This window comes from Streptomyces thermospinosisporus, from assembly GCF_039526425.1.
GTDB classification, from domain to species: domain Bacteria; phylum Actinomycetota; class Actinomycetes; order Streptomycetales; family Streptomycetaceae; genus Streptomyces; species Streptomyces thermocarboxydovorans.
Map to the genome: position 1 here is coordinate 43,718 of NZ_BAAAIZ010000051.1, position 16,424 is coordinate 60,141.

Annotated in this window: 27 protein-coding genes; all 27 read left to right on the plus strand. The window is 67.2% G+C overall.

All coding sequences use genetic code 11. The features are described 5' to 3' along the window. Nucleotides 1–111: 111 nt before the first annotated feature. The 27 genes from ABD207_RS17990 (at nt 112) to ABD207_RS18120 (ending at nt 16,255) form a co-directional block, all read left to right on the plus strand. On the plus strand, nt 112–1,017 hold the full coding sequence (locus tag ABD207_RS17990; RefSeq protein WP_344014099.1) for an RpnC/YadD family protein: 906 nt from the start codon (nt 112–114) through the stop codon (nt 1,015–1,017). Nucleotides 1,018–1,116: 99 nt separating this feature from the next. Further along, nucleotides 1,117–1,380: a hypothetical protein gene (locus ABD207_RS17995; RefSeq protein ID WP_344014100.1), complete on the plus strand. Its 264-nt coding sequence runs from the start codon at nt 1,117–1,119 to the stop codon at nt 1,378–1,380. Nucleotides 1,381–1,705: 325 nt separating this feature from the next. Then, nucleotides 1,706–3,070: an NADP-specific glutamate dehydrogenase gene (gene gdhA / locus ABD207_RS18000; protein ID WP_344014101.1), complete on the plus strand. Its 1,365-nt coding sequence runs from the start codon at nt 1,706–1,708 to the stop codon at nt 3,068–3,070. Between the two features lie 409 nt (nt 3,071–3,479). Then, nucleotides 3,480–3,809 carry a cupin domain-containing protein gene (locus ABD207_RS18005; RefSeq protein ID WP_344014102.1) on the plus strand — a complete coding sequence of 110 codons (330 nt, stop codon included), beginning with the start codon at nt 3,480–3,482 and terminating at the stop codon, nt 3,807–3,809. A gap of 464 nt (nt 3,810–4,273) precedes the next feature. Further along, the gene (gene rpsJ, locus ABD207_RS18010; protein ID WP_003948644.1) at nt 4,274–4,582 is read left to right on the plus strand and encodes a 30S ribosomal protein S10; all 309 of its coding nucleotides are present in this window, start codon (nt 4,274–4,276) and stop codon (nt 4,580–4,582) included. An 18-nt stretch (nt 4,583–4,600) separates the two neighbouring features. Next, nucleotides 4,601–5,245 carry a 50S ribosomal protein L3 gene (rplC, locus tag ABD207_RS18015; RefSeq protein WP_167991120.1) on the plus strand — a complete coding sequence of 215 codons (645 nt, stop codon included), beginning with the start codon at nt 4,601–4,603 and terminating at the stop codon, nt 5,243–5,245. 8 nt (nt 5,246–5,253) lie between these two features. Further along, complete coding sequence (gene rplD, locus ABD207_RS18020; RefSeq protein WP_343997524.1) at nt 5,254–5,913, plus strand: 50S ribosomal protein L4; 660 nt, start codon at nt 5,254–5,256, stop codon at nt 5,911–5,913. Further along, nucleotides 5,913–6,332: a 50S ribosomal protein L23 gene (gene rplW / locus ABD207_RS18025; RefSeq protein ID WP_344014103.1), complete on the plus strand. Its 420-nt coding sequence runs from the start codon at nt 5,913–5,915 to the stop codon at nt 6,330–6,332. The genes rplD and rplW overlap by 1 nt, the downstream gene beginning before the upstream one ends. 38 nt (nt 6,333–6,370) lie before the next feature. Further along, nucleotides 6,371–7,207, plus strand: coding sequence for a 50S ribosomal protein L2 (gene rplB / locus ABD207_RS18030; protein ID WP_167991126.1), 837 nt, complete (start codon nt 6,371–6,373; stop codon nt 7,205–7,207). Between the two features lie 12 nt (nt 7,208–7,219). After that, complete coding sequence (gene rpsS, locus ABD207_RS18035; protein WP_125496514.1) at nt 7,220–7,501, plus strand: 30S ribosomal protein S19; 282 nt, start codon at nt 7,220–7,222, stop codon at nt 7,499–7,501. Nucleotides 7,502–7,543: 42 nt separating this feature from the next. Next, entirely contained in the window at nt 7,544–7,891 is a 348-nt protein-coding gene (gene rplV, locus ABD207_RS18040; RefSeq protein WP_159668538.1) for a 50S ribosomal protein L22, read from the plus strand. Next, the gene (gene rpsC, locus ABD207_RS18045; RefSeq protein WP_343997528.1) at nt 7,891–8,712 is read left to right on the plus strand and encodes a 30S ribosomal protein S3; all 822 of its coding nucleotides are present in this window, start codon (nt 7,891–7,893) and stop codon (nt 8,710–8,712) included. The genes rplV and rpsC overlap by 1 nt, the downstream gene beginning before the upstream one ends. Before the next feature lie 5 nt (nt 8,713–8,717). Then, entirely contained in the window at nt 8,718–9,137 is a 420-nt protein-coding gene (gene rplP, locus ABD207_RS18050; RefSeq protein WP_125496511.1) for a 50S ribosomal protein L16, read from the plus strand. After that, the gene (rpmC, locus tag ABD207_RS18055; RefSeq protein WP_007494763.1) at nt 9,137–9,361 is read left to right on the plus strand and encodes a 50S ribosomal protein L29; all 225 of its coding nucleotides are present in this window, start codon (nt 9,137–9,139) and stop codon (nt 9,359–9,361) included. Before rplP ends, rpmC begins: the two co-directional genes overlap by 1 nt. Further along, entirely contained in the window at nt 9,361–9,648 is a 288-nt protein-coding gene (rpsQ, locus tag ABD207_RS18060; RefSeq protein WP_344014104.1) for a 30S ribosomal protein S17, read from the plus strand. The genes rpmC and rpsQ overlap by 1 nt, the downstream gene beginning before the upstream one ends. Before the next feature lie 96 nt (nt 9,649–9,744). Continuing rightward, complete coding sequence (gene rplN, locus ABD207_RS18065) at nt 9,745–10,113, plus strand: 50S ribosomal protein L14 (RefSeq protein ID WP_003998823.1); 369 nt, start codon at nt 9,745–9,747, stop codon at nt 10,111–10,113. Between the two features lie 2 nt (nt 10,114–10,115). Then, nucleotides 10,116–10,439: a 50S ribosomal protein L24 gene (rplX, locus tag ABD207_RS18070; protein ID WP_167991129.1), complete on the plus strand. Its 324-nt coding sequence runs from the start codon at nt 10,116–10,118 to the stop codon at nt 10,437–10,439. Continuing rightward, on the plus strand, nt 10,439–10,996 hold the full coding sequence (gene rplE, locus ABD207_RS18075; protein ID WP_167991131.1) for a 50S ribosomal protein L5: 558 nt from the start codon (nt 10,439–10,441) through the stop codon (nt 10,994–10,996). The genes rplX and rplE overlap by 1 nt, the downstream gene beginning before the upstream one ends. A gap of 5 nt (nt 10,997–11,001) precedes the next feature. Then, entirely contained in the window at nt 11,002–11,187 is a 186-nt protein-coding gene (locus ABD207_RS18080; RefSeq protein ID WP_003956452.1) for a type Z 30S ribosomal protein S14, read from the plus strand. A 211-nt stretch (nt 11,188–11,398) separates the two neighbouring features. Next, entirely contained in the window at nt 11,399–11,797 is a 399-nt protein-coding gene (rpsH, locus tag ABD207_RS18085) for a 30S ribosomal protein S8 (protein WP_167991133.1), read from the plus strand. Between the two features lie 24 nt (nt 11,798–11,821). Beyond that, nucleotides 11,822–12,361 carry a 50S ribosomal protein L6 gene (gene rplF / locus ABD207_RS18090; RefSeq protein ID WP_344014105.1) on the plus strand — a complete coding sequence of 180 codons (540 nt, stop codon included), beginning with the start codon at nt 11,822–11,824 and terminating at the stop codon, nt 12,359–12,361. A 3-nt stretch (nt 12,362–12,364) separates the two neighbouring features. Next, nucleotides 12,365–12,748, plus strand: coding sequence for a 50S ribosomal protein L18 (gene rplR / locus ABD207_RS18095; RefSeq protein ID WP_344014106.1), 384 nt, complete (start codon nt 12,365–12,367; stop codon nt 12,746–12,748). A gap of 36 nt (nt 12,749–12,784) precedes the next feature. Continuing rightward, nucleotides 12,785–13,390 carry a 30S ribosomal protein S5 gene (rpsE, locus tag ABD207_RS18100; protein WP_344014107.1) on the plus strand — a complete coding sequence of 202 codons (606 nt, stop codon included), beginning with the start codon at nt 12,785–12,787 and terminating at the stop codon, nt 13,388–13,390. A gap of 2 nt (nt 13,391–13,392) precedes the next feature. Then, complete coding sequence (rpmD, locus tag ABD207_RS18105) at nt 13,393–13,575, plus strand: 50S ribosomal protein L30 (protein WP_004984515.1); 183 nt, start codon at nt 13,393–13,395, stop codon at nt 13,573–13,575. 2 nt (nt 13,576–13,577) lie between these two features. Beyond that, nucleotides 13,578–14,033 (plus strand): 50S ribosomal protein L15, encoded by a 456-nt coding sequence (gene rplO, locus ABD207_RS18110; protein WP_167991139.1) that lies wholly within the window; start codon nt 13,578–13,580, stop codon nt 14,031–14,033. Nucleotides 14,034–14,276: 243 nt separating this feature from the next. After that, nucleotides 14,277–15,590: a preprotein translocase subunit SecY gene (gene secY, locus ABD207_RS18115; protein ID WP_343997532.1), complete on the plus strand. Its 1,314-nt coding sequence runs from the start codon at nt 14,277–14,279 to the stop codon at nt 15,588–15,590. After that, nucleotides 15,590–16,255, plus strand: a complete 666-nt coding sequence (locus ABD207_RS18120; protein WP_344014108.1) for an adenylate kinase — start codon at nt 15,590–15,592, stop codon at nt 16,253–16,255. The genes secY and ABD207_RS18120 overlap by 1 nt, the downstream gene beginning before the upstream one ends. The last annotated feature ends 169 nt before the right edge of the window (nt 16,256–16,424 follow it).

The window sequence follows — 16,424 nt, forward strand, 5'->3', positions numbered from 1 at the left end:
TCGCGTGCACGTACGACCGTGGCGTCAGCCTTCCTTCCCGCGGTTCCCTCGGTCGTATGAAGGATGGGCATGTGCCCCCGGCGTATGCCGGTCCGCCCATAGCTTGGCCCCGTGGTCAGTTCATCGCACGAGGCCCTGCACCGGATCTTCCAGGAGGACCCGGGCCTCTTCGCCCGCGTCGCCAGAAACCTCGGCGCCGCCTTTCCCCCGCCCATCTCCACGGTCGAGCTCTCCACCGACCTGACGGAGACCCGGCCGCTGGAGCGCCGGGTGGACACCCTGCTGCAGATGGACACCGAGGACGGCAGCTTTCTCCTCGCGGTCGAGTCACAGGGCGAGCCGGACCCGCGCAAGCCCGCGAGCTGGGCGTACTACCTCTCGTACGCGTACGCCAAGTACCGCATACCTCCGGTTCTCCTGGTCGTCTGCGCAGACCGGGGGACGGCCGCGTGGGCTGCCCGGCAGATCGACATCGGTCCCCGGCAGTGGCCCACGCTCACCTTGCGCCCCCTCGTGCTGGGTCCGGACGACGTCCCGGTGATCGACAGTCCCGACGAAGCCGCCCGCGACATTCCGCTCACGGTTCTGTCAGCCGCGCTGCACAGCCGTGATCAGGGGGCCGATGCCATACTGAATGCGCTGGCAAAGGCACTCAAAGGCTTATCGACCGAGGACGAGAACAGCGCAGTCTTCTTCATCGAGCTCACGGAACAAGGCCTCGGCAGGACGCCGGCCGCTGATCTCTGGAGGCATCTCATGGCCGTGGACCTCTCGTTCTTCCAGTCGCAGACCGCTCAGCAGCTCAGGGCCGAGGGTCAGGCCGAGGGGCGGGCGAAGGACATCCTGGTGCTGCTGGCTCATCGGGGTGTCGAGGTGCCGGAGGAGGCGCGGGAGCGGATTCTCGGGTGTTCGGATCTCGGCATGCTGAGTGTCTGGTTCACGCGGGCGATCACGGCGGCGTCGGTGGCGGAGGTCTTCGAGGGCGCCGCTGATGGAGCGGCGCCTGGACCTTGCTGAAGGTGTCGGCCGCTACGTCTGTGTCACTACGCCCTGTGGATCGCCGCGGGGCGCGGGGGCCTCGGCAGGACGCCGGCCGCTGATCTCTGGAGGCATCTCATGGCCGTGGACCTCTCGTTCTTCCAGTCGCAGACCGCTCAGCAGCTCAGGGCAGAAGGCCGGGCCGAGGGTCAGGCCGAGGGGCGGGCGAAGGACATCCTGGTGCTGCTGGCTCATCGGGGTGTCGAGGTGCCGGAGGAGGCGCGGGAGCGGATTCTCGGGTGTTCGGATCTCGGCATGCTGAGTGTCTGGTTCACGCGGGCGATCACGGCGGCGTCGGTGGCGGAGGTCTTCGAGGGCGCCGCTGATGGAGCGGCGCCCTGACCTTGCTTGAAGGTGTCGGCCGCGCGTATCCCTGGGTATGTCACTGCTCCCTGTGGATCGCCGCGGGGCGCAGTGACATGCGTGGCTCACATGATCGCCGCGAGGTGTCGAGCGTCGAAGAGAGTGGGTCTGTGAGCCGGTCCCGCCACCCCCTTTGGCCTCAGGATCTGTGCAAGTGCAAAAATGAGAGTAGGTCGCTTCTGCGGGTACCTTCCGGAAGCGGCCATGTGTCTGCGCGCGGCAACGAAGCCGAGCGTCCACCGGTGCGCATGCGTATCTCTGGGCATGCCTCACCGGGAACAGCCGTGCCAGAAGGGAATCTGCAGTGACACGAACCGCCTCACACAGCGTTTCCACCTCGCTCGACCGGCTGCGCGCCGAGATCGAGCGCCGCAACCCGGCGGAGCCCGAGTTCCACCAGGCGGCACGCGAGGTGCTGCAGACGCTCGCCCCCGTGCTCGAGGCCCGTCCCGAGTACGCGGAGCCAGGGCTCGTGGAGCGGCTCGTCGAGCCCGAGCGGCAGATCATCTTCCGGGTGCCCTGGCAGGACGACAAGGGCAGGGTCCACGTCAACCGGGGCTTCCGGGTCGAGTTCAACAGCGCCCTCGGCCCGTACAAGGGCGGACTGCGCTTCCACCGCTCGGTGAACCTCGGGATCATCAAGTTCCTCGGCTTCGAGCAGATCTTCAAGAACGCGCTGACCGGGCTCGGCATCGGTGGCGGCAAGGGCGGCAGCGACTTCGACCCGCAGGGGCGCAGCGACGCCGAGGTGATGCGGTTCTGCCAGTCCTTCATGACCGAGCTGTACCGGCACATCGGCGAGTACACCGACATCCCGGCCGGTGACATTGGCGTCGGCGCCCGCGAGATCGGCTACCTCTTCGGCCAGTACCGGCGGATCACCAACCGCTGGGAGGGCGGCGTGCTCACCGGCAAGGCCGCCGGCTGGGGCGGCTCGCTGATCCGGCCCGAGGCCACCGGGTACGGCAATGTGCTGTTCGCCGAGGCCATGCTGCGGGCCCGCGGTGAGGACCTGGAGGGGCAGACCGCAGTGGTCTCCGGCTCCGGCAATGTCGCGATCCACACCATCGAGAAGCTGGCCGCGCTCGGTGCCAATCCCGTCACCTGCTCCGACTCCAGCGGCTATGTCGTCGACGAGAAGGGCATAGACGTCCAGCTGCTGCGGCAGGTCAAGGAGGTGGAGCGCGAGCGGGTGAGCGCCTACGCGGAGCGCCGGGGCGGCTCGGCGCGGTTCGTGCCGGGCGGGCGTGTCTGGGAGGTGCCGGCGGACGTGGCGCTGCCCTCGGCCACGCAGAACGAGCTGAACGCGGCCGATGCCGCGGCGCTGATCCGCAACGGGGTGAAGGCGGTTTCCGAGGGGGCCAACATGCCGGCCACGCCCGAGGCCGTCGATCTGTTCCAGGAAGCCGGTGTCGCGTTCGGGCCCGGTAAGGCGGCCAATGCGGGTGGGGTCGCGGTCAGTGCGCTGGAGATGACGCAGAACGCGTCGCGGACGTCGTGGAAGGCGGAGCGGGTCGAGGCGGAGCTGGCGCGCATCATGACGGACATCTACACGACCTGCGCGGAGACCGCTGATCGTTACGGCGCCCCTGGTGACTACGTCACCGGGGCCAACATCGCCGGGTTCGAGCGGGTCGCGGACGCGATGCTCGCGCAGGGCCTCATCTGAGGGCCGCCTGCGCCCGGTGCGGGTGCGCCGGCCGGGGGTGGGTCGCGCTAGCCCCCTGCAGGGGGTGCCTCCCCCACTCTCGGCTGCGCTCGAGCGGGGGGACCCCCATCGCCCACCCTCCCCCACTCCCGACTGCGCTCGAGTGGGGGACCCCCATCGCCCCGGGGGTACGAATGCCCGCGGTTACGACAGCCACGCTGCCCGAAGTCCCCGAGGCACGCCGGGTCGGCCGCCCAGTGAAGGAACGTCAGATCCAGCCAGGACCGGGTGAGCAGCGGGCGCGTCGGTATCGCGTCGGTGTCGCGAGGGGCGGGGCCGGGCACCGCCCGTCGGAGTGAATCGTGGCGGAGGACAGGATGTGCCCCGGATGGCCCTGGTGGGCACCCGGTGCGCGACGGAGGCTTGAGGCATGCGGAAGTTCTCACTCGACGCCCTGGCCCGTGAACATCTGGAGCGCGCCGCCGCGGCGGACAACGGCCGCAGCGCCACCACCGTCTACGGCGGCCATGAGCACGCCCTGCGCCAGACCCTGCTCGCGCTGACCGCCGGCACCGGGCTCTCCGAGCACGACAGCCCCGGCGAGGCCACCCTGCTGGTGCTGCGCGGCCGGGTCCGTCTGACCAGCGGTGACACCGCCTGGGAGGGCCGTACCGGCGACCTCATCGCGATCCCCCCGGCCCGCCACGCGCTGGAGGCACTGGAGGACGCGGTGGTCGTCCTCACGGTCGTGAAAACGTGAGCCGGGGTGCCGCGGCGGTTGCGAAACGGCGCTGACCGACGCCACCCTGTTTGATCCGAGGCCCCTGCGGGGTACTCTCTTCCGCTCGATTGGCCAGGCCCCTGCCCCGTATGGCAGACTGTCCGAGTTGCTCGGTCGAGTGTTGATGCTGCGCGCCTCCCGCCGGGAGGACCGGAAGCGAGTCCCACAGTACTCGTCGTCCCTGATCAGGGGCGGACGTACGGGAATCTTCCGGGAAGCGTGTGCGCGGCGCCGGCCAGGCACCCGGCGGGTCCGCGTCAGCACATGACGCTGTCGCCCCCGGTCCGCGGTTCCGGTAGGGCCGTGTGCATTCCCGCAGGAATGTTCGATCAAGGGACATCCATGTCAGCGGGAGCGCGACACGCCCGACCGCGTGGGTCGGAGGAGAAGGGCTGGAACGCCGGGTTCCAGAGCGTGAAGAGAGACAGGACTACGAAGTAGCCATGGCGGGACAGAAGATCCGCATCCGGCTCAAGGCCTACGACCACGAGGTCATCGACTCCTCGGCGAAGAAGATCGTCGAGACGGTGACCCGCACTGGTGCGTCGGTCGCGGGCCCGGTGCCGCTGCCCACTGAGAAGAACGTGTACTGCGTCATCAAGTCGCCGCACAAGTACAAGGACTCGCGCGAGCACTTCGAGATGCGCACGCACAAGCGCCTGATCGACATCCTCGACCCGACCCCCAAGACCGTTGACTCTCTGATGCGACTCGACCTCCCGGCCGGTGTCGACATCGAGATCAAGCTCTGAGGCCTGGTGATCTGAGAGATGGCTAAGCAGATCAAGGGCATCCTGGGCGAGAAGCTCGGCATGACGCAGGTGTGGGACGAGAACAACCGCGTTGTTCCCGTCACCGTCGTCAAGGCCGGGCCCAACGTCGTCACCCAGATCCGTACGAACGACGTCGACGGCTACGAGTCCGTCCAGATCGCCTTCGGCGAGATCGACCCGCGCAAGGTGAACAAGCCCCTCAAGGGCCACTTCGCCAAGGCCGACGTCACCCCCCGTCGTCACCTCGTCGAGATCCGCACGTCGGACGCCTCCGAGTACACGCTGGGCCAGGAGATCACCGCCGAGGTGTTCGAGGCCGGCACCAAGGTCGACGTGACCGGCAAGAGCAAGGGCAAGGGCTTCGCCGGTGTCATGAAGCGTCACAACTTCGGTGGCCTCGGCGCCGGGCACGGCACCCAGCGCAAGCACCGCTCGCCCGGTTCCATCGGTGGCTGCGCCACCCCGGGCCGTGTGTTCAAGGGCCTCCGCATGGCGGGTCGCATGGGCAACGAGCGGGTCACCACCCAGAACCTGACCGTCCACGCCGTTGACGCGGAGAAGGGTCTGCTGCTCATCAAGGGCGCGGTTCCCGGTCCGAACGGCGGCCTCGTCCTGGTCCGCACCGCGGCCAAGGGGGCCTGAGGTAACCGATGAGCACTGTTGACATCCTTTCGCCGGCGGGCGACAAGGCCGGTACCGTCGAGCTCCCCGCGGAGATCTTCGGCGTTGAGAAGGTCAGCGTTCCGCTGATCCACCAGGTCGTCGTCGCGCAGCTGGCCGCTGCCCGCCAGGGCACCCACAAGACGAAGACGCGCGGCGAGGTCCGCGGCGGTGGCAAGAAGCCGTACCGCCAGAAGGGCACCGGCCGCGCCCGCCAGGGTTCGACGCGTGCGCCGCAGTTCGCCGGCGGTGGCGTGGTCCACGGCCCCGTGCCGCGCGACTACTCGCAGCGCACCCCGAAGAAGATGAAGGCTGCCGCTCTGCGTCACGCCCTCACCGACCGGGCGCGTCACAACCGCATCCACGTCGTCACCGGCGTGATCGAGGGCGACAAGCCGTCCACGAAGGCCGCGAAGAGCCTGTTCGGCAAGATCAGCGAGCGCAAGAACCTGCTCCTGGTCGCCGACCGCTCCGACGAGCTCGCGTGGCTGTCCGCCCGCAACCTGCCCCAGGTGCACATCCTGGAGCCGGGCCAGCTGAACACGTACGACGTTCTCGTCTCGGACGACGTGGTCTTCACCAAGGCCGCTTTCGAGTCCTTCGTCGCCGGCCCGAACAAGGCCAACGACAACGAAGGGAGCGAGGTCTGATGGCTGCCCGTCACCCCTCGATCGCCTCGAAGGCCGCCAAGGCGGCCAAGGCTGCGCGCGTCGCCAAGGCCCGCCGCCACGCCACCGAGGGCAAGAACACCGTCGTCACCCCGGCCAGCAAGGCGTACACGGACCCCCGTGACGTGCTGCTGAAGCCGGTGGTGTCCGAGAAGAGCTACGCGCTCATCGACGAGAACAAGTACACGTTCCTCGTCGACCCGCGTGCCAACAAGACCCAGATCAAGGAGGCCGTGCAGTCGGTCTTCTCGGTCAAGGTCACCGGGGTCAACACGATCAACCGCGTCGGCAAGCGCAAGCGGACCCGCACGGGCTTCGGCCAGCGTGCCGCCACCAAGCGCGCGATCGTGACCCTCGCCGAGGGCGACCGTATCGACATCTTCGGCGGTCCGACCGCGTAAGCGGTCAGGATCGTTCGATATCGGACGAGGACTGAGAAATGGGTATCCGCAAGTACAAGCCGACGACTCCGGGCCGTCGTGGCTCCAGCGTCGCCGACTTCGTCGAGGTCACGCGGTCCACGCCGGAGAAGTCGCTGGTCCGTCCCCTGCACAGCAAGGGCGGCCGTAACAATTCCGGTCGTGTGACCGTCCGCCACCAGGGCGGTGGCCACAAGCGCGCCTACCGCGTGATCGACTTCCGTCGTCACGACAAGGACGGCGTGCCGGCGAAGGTCGCGCACATCGAGTACGACCCCAACCGCACCGCGCGCATCGCGCTCCTGCACTACGCGGACGGCGAGAAGCGCTACATCCTCGCGCCGCGTGGCCTGAACCAGGGCGACCGCGTGGAGAACGGCCCCGGGGCCGACATCAAGCCGGGCAACAACCTCGCCCTGCGCAACATCCCGGTCGGTACCACGCTGCACGCCATCGAGCTGCGTCCCGGCGGCGGCGCCAAGTTCGCCCGCTCCGCCGGCGCCTCGGTGCAGCTGCTCGCGAAGGAGGGCTCCATGGCCCACCTGCGCATGCCGTCCGGCGAGATCCGCCTGGTCGACGTCCGCTGCCGCGCCACTGTCGGCGAGGTCGGCAACGCCGAGCAGAGCAACATCAACTGGGGCAAGGCCGGCCGCAAGCGGTGGCTGGGCGTCCGCCCGACCGTCCGCGGTGTCGTCATGAACCCGGTCGACCACCCGCACGGTGGTGGTGAGGGCCGCACCTCCGGTGGCCGCCACCCCGTGTCCCCGTGGGGCAAGAAGGAAGGCCGTACTCGTTCGCCCAAGAAGGCGTCGAACAAGTACATCGTCCGCCGCCGCAAGACGAACAAGAAGCGCTAAGGACGGGTTGAGATGCCTCGTAGCTTGAAGAAGGGACCCTTCGTCGACGACCACCTGATGAAGAAGGTGGACGCCCAGAACGAAGCCGGTACCAAGAACGTCATCAAGACCTGGTCCCGCCGCTCCATGATCGTCCCGGCGATGCTCGGCCACACGATCGCGGTGCACAACGGCAAGACCCACATCCCGGTGTTCATCACCGAGTCGATGGTCGGCCACAAGCTCGGCGAGTTCTCGCCGACCCGCACCTTCCGGGGCCACGTCAAGGAAGACCGGAAGTCGAAGCGCCGCTAGGCGCGGATCGCAGCAGACACGTAAGTAACTGGAAGGACAACCATGGAAGCCAGGGCCCAGGCGCGGTACATCCGCGTCACGCCCATGAAGGCCCGCCGTGTGGTGGACCTCATCCGTGGCATGGACGCCACGGAGGCCCAGGCCGTCCTGCGATTCGCTCCGCAGGCAGCCTCGGTTCCGGTGGGCAAGGTGCTCGACAGCGCCATTGCCAACGCCGCGCACAACTACGACCACACGGACGTCGACAGCCTCTACGTCTCCGAGGCCTACGTCGACGAGGGCCCGACCCTGAAGCGGTTCCGTCCGCGCGCCCAGGGCCGCGCCTACCGGATCCGCAAGCGGACCAGCCACATCACCGTGGTCGTCAGCAGCAAGGAAGGAACCCGGTAATGGGCCAGAAGGTAAACCCGCACGGGTTCCGGCTCGGTGTCACGACCGACTTCAAGTCGCGTTGGTACGCCGACAAGCTGTACAAGGACTACGTCAAGGAAGACGTCGCCATCCGCCGGATGATGACGTCCGGCATGGAGCGCGCCGGCATCTCCAAGGTCGAGATCGAGCGCACCCGTGACCGTGTGCGTGTGGACATCCACACCGCTCGTCCGGGCATCGTCATCGGCCGCCGTGGTGCCGAGGCCGACCGTATCCGCGGCGACCTCGAGAAGCTCACCGGCAAGCAGGTCCAGCTGAACATCCTCGAGGTCAAGAACCCCGAGACCGACGCTCAGCTCGTGGCCCAGGCCGTCGCCGAGCAGCTCTCCTCCCGCGTCTCCTTCCGCCGGGCCATGCGCAAGAGCATGCAGTCCGCGATGAAGGCCGGCGCCAAGGGCATCAAGATCCAGTGCGGTGGCCGCCTCGGCGGCGCCGAGATGTCCCGCTCGGAGTTCTACCGCGAGGGCCGCGTGCCCCTGCACACGCTCCGCGCGAACGTGGACTACGGCTTCTTCGAGGCCAAGACGACCTTCGGCCGCATCGGTGTGAAGGTCTGGATCTACAAGGGCGACGTCAAGAACATCGCCGAGGTCCGCGCCGAGAACGCTGCCGCCCGTGCGGGCAACCGCCCGGCCCGCGGCGGCTCCGACCGCCCGGCCCGTGGCCGCGGTGGCGAGCGGCGCGGTCGCAAGCCGCAGCAGCAGGCTCCGGCCGCCGAGGCCCCCAAGGCCGAGGCGCCCGCCGCCGCTCCGGCTGAGAGCACCGGAACGGAGGCCTGACCGACATGCTGATCCCCCGTAGGGTCAAGCACCGCAAGCAGCACCACCCCAAGCGCACCGGCCTGTCCAAGGGTGGCACGCAGGTTGCGTTCGGCGAGTACGGCATCCAGGCGCTGACCCCGGCCTATGTCACGAACCGCCAGATCGAGGCGGCTCGTATCGCCATGACCCGTCACATCAAGCGTGGCGGCAAGGTCTGGATCAACATCTACCCGGACCGCCCGCTCACCAAGAAGCCGGCCGAGACCCGCATGGGTTCCGGTAAGGGTTCTCCGGAGTGGTGGGTGGCCAACGTCAAGCCCGGACGCGTCATGTTCGAGCTGTCGTACCCCAACGAGAAGATCGCCCGTGAGGCGCTGACTCGTGCGGCCCACAAGCTGCCGATGAAGTGCCGGATCGTCAAGCGCGAGGCAGGTGAAGCGTGATGTCGGCCGGTACCAAGGCGTCCGAGCTGCGCGAGCTGGGCAACGAGGAGCTTCTCGCGAAGCTCCGCGAGGCCAAGGAAGAGCTGTTCAACCTCCGCTTCCAGGCGGCCACGGGTCAGCTCGAGAACCACGGCCGTCTCAAGGCGGTCCGCAAGGACATCGCCCGGATCTACACCCTCATGCGTGAGCGTGAGCTCGGCATTGAGACGGTGGAGAACGCCTGATGAGCGAGAGCAACGTGACTGAGCAGAAGAAGGAAACGCGCGGTTTCCGCAAGACCCGTGAGGGTCTGGTCGTCAGCGACAAGATGGACAAGACCGTCGTCGTCGCCGTCGAGGACCGCGTGAAGCACGCGCTGTACGGCAAGGTCATCCGCCGTACCAACAAGCTCAAGGCGCACGACGAGCAGAACGCCGCGGGTGTCGGCGACCGCGTCCTCCTGATGGAGACCCGGCCGCTGTCCGCGACCAAGCGCTGGCGCGTCGTCGAGATCCTCGAGAAGGCCAAGTAATTCCTGCGGGCAAACCCGCAGGACAGTTCCGCCAGGCTCCGGGGGCCGCTCGCGTGAGCGGCTCCCGGGGAACCGGCAGACATTCAGGAGATAGACGTGATCCAGCAGGAGTCGCGACTGCGTGTCGCCGACAACACGGGTGCGAAGGAGATCCTCTGCATCCGTGTGCTCGGTGGCTCCGGTCGCCGCTACGCGGGTATCGGTGACGTCATTGTCGCCACCGTCAAGGACGCGATCCCCGGTGGCAACGTGAAGAAGGGTGACGTCGTCAAGGCGGTCATCGTTCGCACCGTCAAGGAGCGCCGCCGTCCGGACGGCTCGTACATCCGCTTCGACGAGAACGCCGCCGTCATCCTCAAGAACGACGGCGACCCTCGTGGCACCCGTATCTTCGGCCCCGTCGGCCGTGAGCTGCGCGAGAAGAAGTTCATGAAGATCATCTCCCTCGCGCCGGAGGTGCTGTGAGCATGAAGATCAAGAAGGGCGACCTGGTCCAGGTCATCACCGGCAAGGACAAGGGCAAGCAGGGCAAGGTCATTGCCGCCTACCCGCGCGAGCAGCGTGTCCTGGTCGAGGGTGTCAACCGGGTCAAGAAGCACACCAAGGCCGGTCCGACGGCTCGCGGTTCGCAGGCCGGTGGCATCGTGACCACCGAGGCGCCGATCCACGTGTCCAACGTCCAGCTTGTCGTCGAGAAGGACGGCAAGAAGGTCGTGACCCGCGTCGGCTACCGCTTCGACGAAGAGGGCAACAAGATCCGCGTTGCCAAGCGGACGGGTGAGGACATCTGATGACGACCACCACCACTCCGCGCCTGAAGACGAAGTACCGCGAGGAGATCGTCGGCAAGCTGCGTGACGAGTTCAAGTACGAGAACGTCATGCAGGTGCCGGGCCTCGTCAAGATCGTGGTCAACATGGGTGTGGGCGACGCCGCCCGCGACTCCAAGCTGATCGAGGGCGCCATCCGCGACCTCGCCACGATCACCGGTCAGAAGCCGGCCGTCACCAAGGCCCGCAAGTCCATCGCGCAGTTCAAGCTGCGTGAGGGGCAGCCGATCGGTGCCCACGTCACGCTCCGTGGCGACCGCATGTGGGAGTTCCTGGACCGCACCCTGTCGCTCGCGCTGCCGCGCATCCGCGACTTCCGCGGCCTGTCCCCCAAGCAGTTCGACGGCCGTGGCAACTACACCTTCGGTCTCACGGAGCAGGTCATGTTCCACGAGATCGACCAGGACAAGATCGACCGCGTCCGGGGTATGGACATCACCGTGGTGACCACGGCGACCAACGACGAAGAGGGCCGTGCCCTTCTCCGTCACCTCGGCTTCCCGTTCAAGGAGGCGTGAGCGAGATGGCGAAGAAGGCTCTGATCGCAAAGGCTGCTCGCAAGCCCAAGTTCGGTGTGCGTGCGTACACCCGCTGCCAGCGCTGCGGCCGCCCGCACTCCGTGTACCGCAAGTTCGGCCTCTGCCGCGTGTGCCTTCGTGAGATGGCTCACCGCGGCGAGCTGCCGGGCGTGACCAAGAGCTCCTGGTAATCCCGGTAATCAGGGATTTCAGGGCTCTCGGTAAGCAGAGGGTTCGGTCAGGGGCCCACCCCTCCATGGCTTAGGCTAGGAGGGTTGGGTGCCCTGACGCCCGTACGACTTACTACGCCGTAGGTCCACCGCGCCGCACCCGTCCCGTCTCGGATCGGGGAGAGGGATGGCGCACCAGGAAACCCCGGCGAGAGAGGCCGAAGGCCAATTCATGACCATGACTGATCCGATCGCAGACATGCTGACGCGTCTGCGGAACGCGAACGCGGCGTACCACGACTCGGTGTCGATGCCGCACTCCAAGATCAAGTCGCACATCGCGGAGATCCTCCAGCAGGAGGGCTTCATCACGGGCTGGCGCGTCGAGGACGCCGAGGTCGGCAAGAACCTCGTCATCGACCTGAAGTTCGGCCCGAACCGTGAGCGCTCCATCGCGGGCATCAAGCGGATCTCCAAGCCCGGTCTCCGGGTGTACGCGAAGTCCACCAACCTGCCGAAGGTGCTGGGCGGCCTCGGCGTGGCGATCATCTCCACGTCGCACGGGCTCCTCACCGACAAGCAGGCCGGCAAGAAGGGCGTGGGTGGGGAAGTCCTCGCCTACGTCTGGTAGCAGAAGGGAACGGAGGAAACAGCTGTGTCGCGTATCGGCAAGCTCCCCATCGCGGTTCCCGCCGGCGTGGACGTCACCATCGACGGCCAGACGGTCACGGTCAAGGGCCCCAAGGGCACGCTGACCCACACCGTCGCGGCGCCGATCGAGATCGCCAAGGGTGAGGACGGCGTGATTCACGTCACCCGCCCCAACGACGAGCGTCAGAGCAAGGCCCTGCACGGCCTGTCCCGCACGCTGGTGGCGAACATGATCACCGGCGTGACCCAGGGTTACGTGAAGAAGCTCGAGATCAGCGGTGTCGGTTACCGCGTTGTCGCCAAGGGTTCGAACCTGGAGTTCTCCCTCGGCTACAGCCACCCGATCACGGTCGAGGCCCCCGAGGGCATCACCTTCAAGGTGGAGTCCCCGACCCGGTTCTCGGTCGAGGGCATCGACAAGCAGAAGGTCGGCGAGGTTGCGGCCAACATCCGCAAGCTGCGCAAGCCCGACCCGTACAAGGCCAAGGGCGTCAAGTACGAGGGCGAAGTCATCCGCCGCAAGGTCGGAAAGGCGGGTAAGTAAGCCATGGCATACGGGCAGAAGATCCTCAAGGGCGACGCCTACAAGCGTGCTGCTATCAAGCGTCGTCACATCCGGATCCGCAAGAAGGTCGCCGGCACCCCCGAGCGTCCTCGCCTGGTCGTGACTCGTTCCAACCGTCACATCGTGGCGCAGGTGATCGACGACCTGAAGGGGCACACCCTGGCGTCGGCGTCCTCCATGGACGCGTCGATCCGCGGTGCCGAGGGCGACAAGTCCGCGCAGGCCAAGCAGGTCGGCGCCCTGGTCGCCGAGCGTGCCAAGGCCGCCGGTGTCGAGGCCGTCGTGTTCGACCGTGGTGGCAACCAGTACGCCGGGCGCATCGCCGCCCTGGCCGACGCCGCCCGCGAAGCCGGGCTCAAGTTCTGAGCCGCTTGTAGCTAGCGGAAAGAGAGAGGTAATCCAATGGCTGGACCCCAGCGCCGCGGAAGCGGTGCCGGTGGCGGCGAGCGGCGGGACCGGAAGGGCCGTGACGGCGGCGCTGCTGCCGCCGAGAAGACCGCGTACGTCGAGCGCGTCGTCGCGATCAACCGCGTCGCCAAGGTTGTGAAGGGTGGTCGTCGCTTCAGCTTCACCGCGCTGGTCGTGGTGGGCGACGGTGACGGCACCGTGGGTGTCGGATACGGCAAGGCCAAGGAGGTGCCGGCCGCCATCGCCAAGGGCGTTGAGGAGGCCAAGAAGCACTTCTTCAAGGTCCCCCGGATCCAGGGCACCATTCCGCACCCGATCCAGGGTGAGAAGGCTGCCGGCGTCGTGCTGCTCAAGCCCGCCTCGCCCGGTACCGGTGTGATCGCCGGTGGCCCGGTGCGTGCCGTGCTCGAGTGCGCCGGTATCCACGACGTGCTGTCGAAGTCGCTCGGCTCCGACAACGCCATCAACATCGTGCACGCGACCGTGGCGGCCCTGAAGGGCCTGCAGCGTCCCGAGGAGATCGCGGCCCGCCGTGGTCTGCCGCTCGAGGACGTCGCCCCCGCGGCTCTGCTGCGTGCGCGTGCCGGGGTGGGTGCGTAATCATGGCGCAGCTGAAGATCACGCAGGTCAAGTCCTACATCGGCAGCAAGCAGAACCACCGTGACACCCTGCGTTCGCTTGGCCTGAAGAAGGTCAACGACGTGGTCGTCAAGGAGGACCGCCCCGAGTTCCGCGGCATGGTGCACACCGTCCGCCACCTCGTGACGGTCGAGGAGGTCGACTGATCATGGCGGAGCAGAACCCGCTGAAGATCCACAACCTCCGTCCCGCCCCGGGCGCCAAGACCGCCAAGACCCGTGTCGGTCGTGGTGAGGCGTCGAAGGGTAAGACGGCCGGTCGTGGTACGAAGGGTACGAAGGCCCGCTATCAGGTTCCGGAGCGCTTCGAGGGCGGCCAGATGCCGCTGCACATGCGCCTCCCGAAGCTGAAGGGCTTCAAGAACCCGTTCAAGACCGAGTACCAGGTCGTGAACCTCGACAAGCTGGCCGCCCTCTACCCCGAGGGTGGCGAGGTCACCGTCGAGGACCTGGTGGCCAAGGGTGCCGTTCGCAAGAACGCGCTCGTCAAGGTGCTCGGCCAGGGCGAGATCTCCGTGGCGCTGCAGGTGACGGTCGACGCCGTCTCCGGCTCCGCCAAGGAGAAGATCACCGCCGCCGGCGGTACCGTCACCGAGCTCGTCTGAACCCATCAGGCGTCTTGATGACTTGAGCGATCCCGACCGGGGATGCCCCACAAATGGGGCATCCCCGGTCGGTCGTTCCTAGGGCGGCAGTCTCGCCGGTAAGGTGACCTGCACTGCCCTCTTTTCCCGGGCGCCTCTTGCGGGGCACTCGGGGCGGCAGTTGACCGTTACGTATTCGTCCTTAGTCGGAATCTCAAGACCGTCACCCTTGACGCAGTTGCGCGGGGGGTCGCAGGAGGCACCGTGCTCACCGCGTTCGCCCGGGCGTTCAAGACGCCCGACCTGCGCAAGAAGCTGCTCTTCACGCTCGGCATCATCGTGGTGTACCGGGTCGGTACGCACATCCCGATCCCAGGTGTCGACTACCGCAACGTCCAGACCTGTATCGACGCGGCCGAGGCCAACCAGGGCCTGTTCGGTCTGGTCAACATGTTCAGCGGTGGCGCGCTGCTCCAGATCACGATCTTCGCGCTGGGCATCATGCCGTACATCACGGCGAGCATCATCCTGCAGCTGCTGACCGTGGTGATCCCGCGCCTGGAAGCCCTGAAGAAGGAGGGCCAGGCCGGTACGGCGAAGATCACGCAGTACACGCGCTACCTGACGGTGGCGCTCGCGATTCTCCAGGGAACGGGTCTGGTGGCCACCGCCCGCAGCGGCGCGCTCTTCTCGGGCTGCCCGGTCGCGAGCCAGATCGTCCCGGACCAGTCGATCTTCGTCACCATCACCATGGTCATCACCATGACCGCCGGTACCGCCCTGGTGATGTGGCTCGGTGAGCTCATCACCGACCGGGGCATCGGCAACGGCATGTCGATCCTGATGTTCATCTCGATCGCCGCGACCTTCCCCTCCTCCCTGTGGGCCATCAAGGAGCAGGGCAGCCTGGCCGACGGCTGGATCGAGTTCGGCACGGTCATGCTGGTCGGCTTCGTCATGGTCGGCCTGGTGGTCTTCGTGGAGCAGGCCCAGCGCCGCATCCCGGTCCAGTACGCCAAGCGCATGATCGGCCGCCGTTCCTACGGTGGTACGTCCACCTACATCCCGCTGAAGGTGAACCAGGCCGGTGTGATTCCGGTCATCTTCGCGTCGTCCCTGCTCTACATCCCGGCGCTGATCGCTCAGTTCTCCAGCGGGAACGCGGGCTGGAAGACCTGGATCGAGAAGAACCTGGTCGCGACGGATGCGCCCATCCACGTGACGCTGTACTTCCTTCTGATCGTCTTCTTCGCCTTCTTCTACGTGGCCATCTCCTTCAACCCCGAAGAAGTCGCCGACAACATGAAGAAGTATGGTGGCTTCATCCCGGGCATCCGGGCTGGCCGACCGACCGCTGAGTACCTCAGCTATGTACTCAACCGGATCACCTGGCCGGGTTCGCTGTACCTGGGCCTGATCGCTCTCGTGCCGACAATGGCGTTGGCTGGTTTTGGGGCAAACCAGAACTTCGTGTTCGGAGGGACCAGCATCCTGATCATCGTGGGTGTGGGTCTCGAGACCGTGAAGCAGATCGAGAGCCAGCTCCAGCAGCGCAATTACGAAGGGTTCCTCCGCTGATGCGAATCGTCCTCGTCGGGCCGCCGGGTGCTGGAAAGGGTACGCAGGCCACCCGCCTTGCCGAGAAGCTGCGCATCCCGCACATTTCCACCGGTGACCTGTTCCGGGCCAACATCAGCCGGCAGACCGAGCTGGGCAAGCTCGCGAAGTCCTACATGGACGCCGGCAACCTCGTTCCGGACGAGGTCACCATCGCCATGGCCAAGGACCGCATGGAACAGCCCGACGCAGAGTGCGGCTTCCTGCTGGACGGCTTCCCCCGCAATGTGTCCCAGGCCGAAGCACTGGACGAACTGCTGAAGACCGAGAGCATCCAGCTGGACGCGGTCCTCGACCTGGAAGCCCCCGAGGACGAGGTCGTCAAGCGGATCGCCGGACGGCGGATCTGCCGCAAGGACTCCAGCCATGTGTTCCACGTGTCGTACAGCCCGCCCAAGAAGGAGGGCGTGTGCGACATCTGCGGCGGTGAGCTGTACCAGCGCGACGACGACACCGAGGAGACGGTGCGCACGCGCCTGGAGGTCTACCACACGCAGACCGAGCCGATCATCGACTACTACAAGGCGCAGGGCCTCGTGGTGACGATCTCGGCGCTCGGCCCGGTGGACGAGGTCACCGAGCGCGCGCTGGAGGCGCTGGAGGCGCTCAAGCGCGACAAGAAGTAGAAACGCTCCGCGCTCGTTGCAGCCGCGGTCCGCTCACGGCGGGCCGCGGCTGCGGCGTGGCGGGGGCAGGGCGCCCCGGGGCGCCCCAGGGGCCGTGGACGCGGTCTTCGCCCGTGCCGGTGCCCGTATCGTTGGTGACGACAGACTCTCCTCCGGTCCAGAAAGGCCG

Bases quoted from the DNA above. Each gene is read 5' to 3' on its own strand.
- ABD207_RS17995 (WP_344014100.1), top strand. From the start codon at position 1,117: ATGGCCGTGGACCTCTCGTTCTTCCAGTCGCAGACCGCTCAGCAGCTC.
- ABD207_RS18005 (WP_344014102.1), top strand. From the start codon at position 3,480: ATGCGGAAGTTCTCACTCGACGCCCTGGCCCGTGAACATCTGGAGCGC.
- rpsJ (WP_003948644.1), top strand. From the start codon at position 4,274: ATGGCGGGACAGAAGATCCGCATCCGGCTCAAGGCCTACGACCACGAG.
- rplC (WP_167991120.1), top strand. From the start codon at position 4,601: ATGGCTAAGCAGATCAAGGGCATCCTGGGCGAGAAGCTCGGCATGACG.
- rplD (WP_343997524.1), top strand. From the start codon at position 5,254: ATGAGCACTGTTGACATCCTTTCGCCGGCGGGCGACAAGGCCGGTACC.
- rplW (WP_344014103.1), top strand. From the start codon at position 5,913: ATGGCTGCCCGTCACCCCTCGATCGCCTCGAAGGCCGCCAAGGCGGCC.
- rplB (WP_167991126.1), top strand. From the start codon at position 6,371: ATGGGTATCCGCAAGTACAAGCCGACGACTCCGGGCCGTCGTGGCTCC.
- rpsS (WP_125496514.1), top strand. From the start codon at position 7,220: ATGCCTCGTAGCTTGAAGAAGGGACCCTTCGTCGACGACCACCTGATG.
- rplV (WP_159668538.1), top strand. From the start codon at position 7,544: ATGGAAGCCAGGGCCCAGGCGCGGTACATCCGCGTCACGCCCATGAAG.
- rpsC (WP_343997528.1), top strand. From the start codon at position 7,891: ATGGGCCAGAAGGTAAACCCGCACGGGTTCCGGCTCGGTGTCACGACC.
- rplP (WP_125496511.1), top strand. From the start codon at position 8,718: ATGCTGATCCCCCGTAGGGTCAAGCACCGCAAGCAGCACCACCCCAAG.
- rpmC (WP_007494763.1), top strand. From the start codon at position 9,137: ATGTCGGCCGGTACCAAGGCGTCCGAGCTGCGCGAGCTGGGCAACGAG.
- rpsQ (WP_344014104.1), top strand. From the start codon at position 9,361: ATGAGCGAGAGCAACGTGACTGAGCAGAAGAAGGAAACGCGCGGTTTC.
- rplX (WP_167991129.1), top strand. From the start codon at position 10,116: ATGAAGATCAAGAAGGGCGACCTGGTCCAGGTCATCACCGGCAAGGAC.
- rplE (WP_167991131.1), top strand. From the start codon at position 10,439: ATGACGACCACCACCACTCCGCGCCTGAAGACGAAGTACCGCGAGGAG.
- ABD207_RS18080 (WP_003956452.1), top strand. From the start codon at position 11,002: ATGGCGAAGAAGGCTCTGATCGCAAAGGCTGCTCGCAAGCCCAAGTTC.
- rpsH (WP_167991133.1), top strand. From the start codon at position 11,399: ATGACCATGACTGATCCGATCGCAGACATGCTGACGCGTCTGCGGAAC.
- rplR (WP_344014106.1), top strand. From the start codon at position 12,365: ATGGCATACGGGCAGAAGATCCTCAAGGGCGACGCCTACAAGCGTGCT.
- rpsE (WP_344014107.1), top strand. From the start codon at position 12,785: ATGGCTGGACCCCAGCGCCGCGGAAGCGGTGCCGGTGGCGGCGAGCGG.
- rpmD (WP_004984515.1), top strand. From the start codon at position 13,393: ATGGCGCAGCTGAAGATCACGCAGGTCAAGTCCTACATCGGCAGCAAG.
- rplO (WP_167991139.1), top strand. From the start codon at position 13,578: ATGGCGGAGCAGAACCCGCTGAAGATCCACAACCTCCGTCCCGCCCCG.
- ABD207_RS18120 (WP_344014108.1), top strand. From the start codon at position 15,590: ATGCGAATCGTCCTCGTCGGGCCGCCGGGTGCTGGAAAGGGTACGCAG.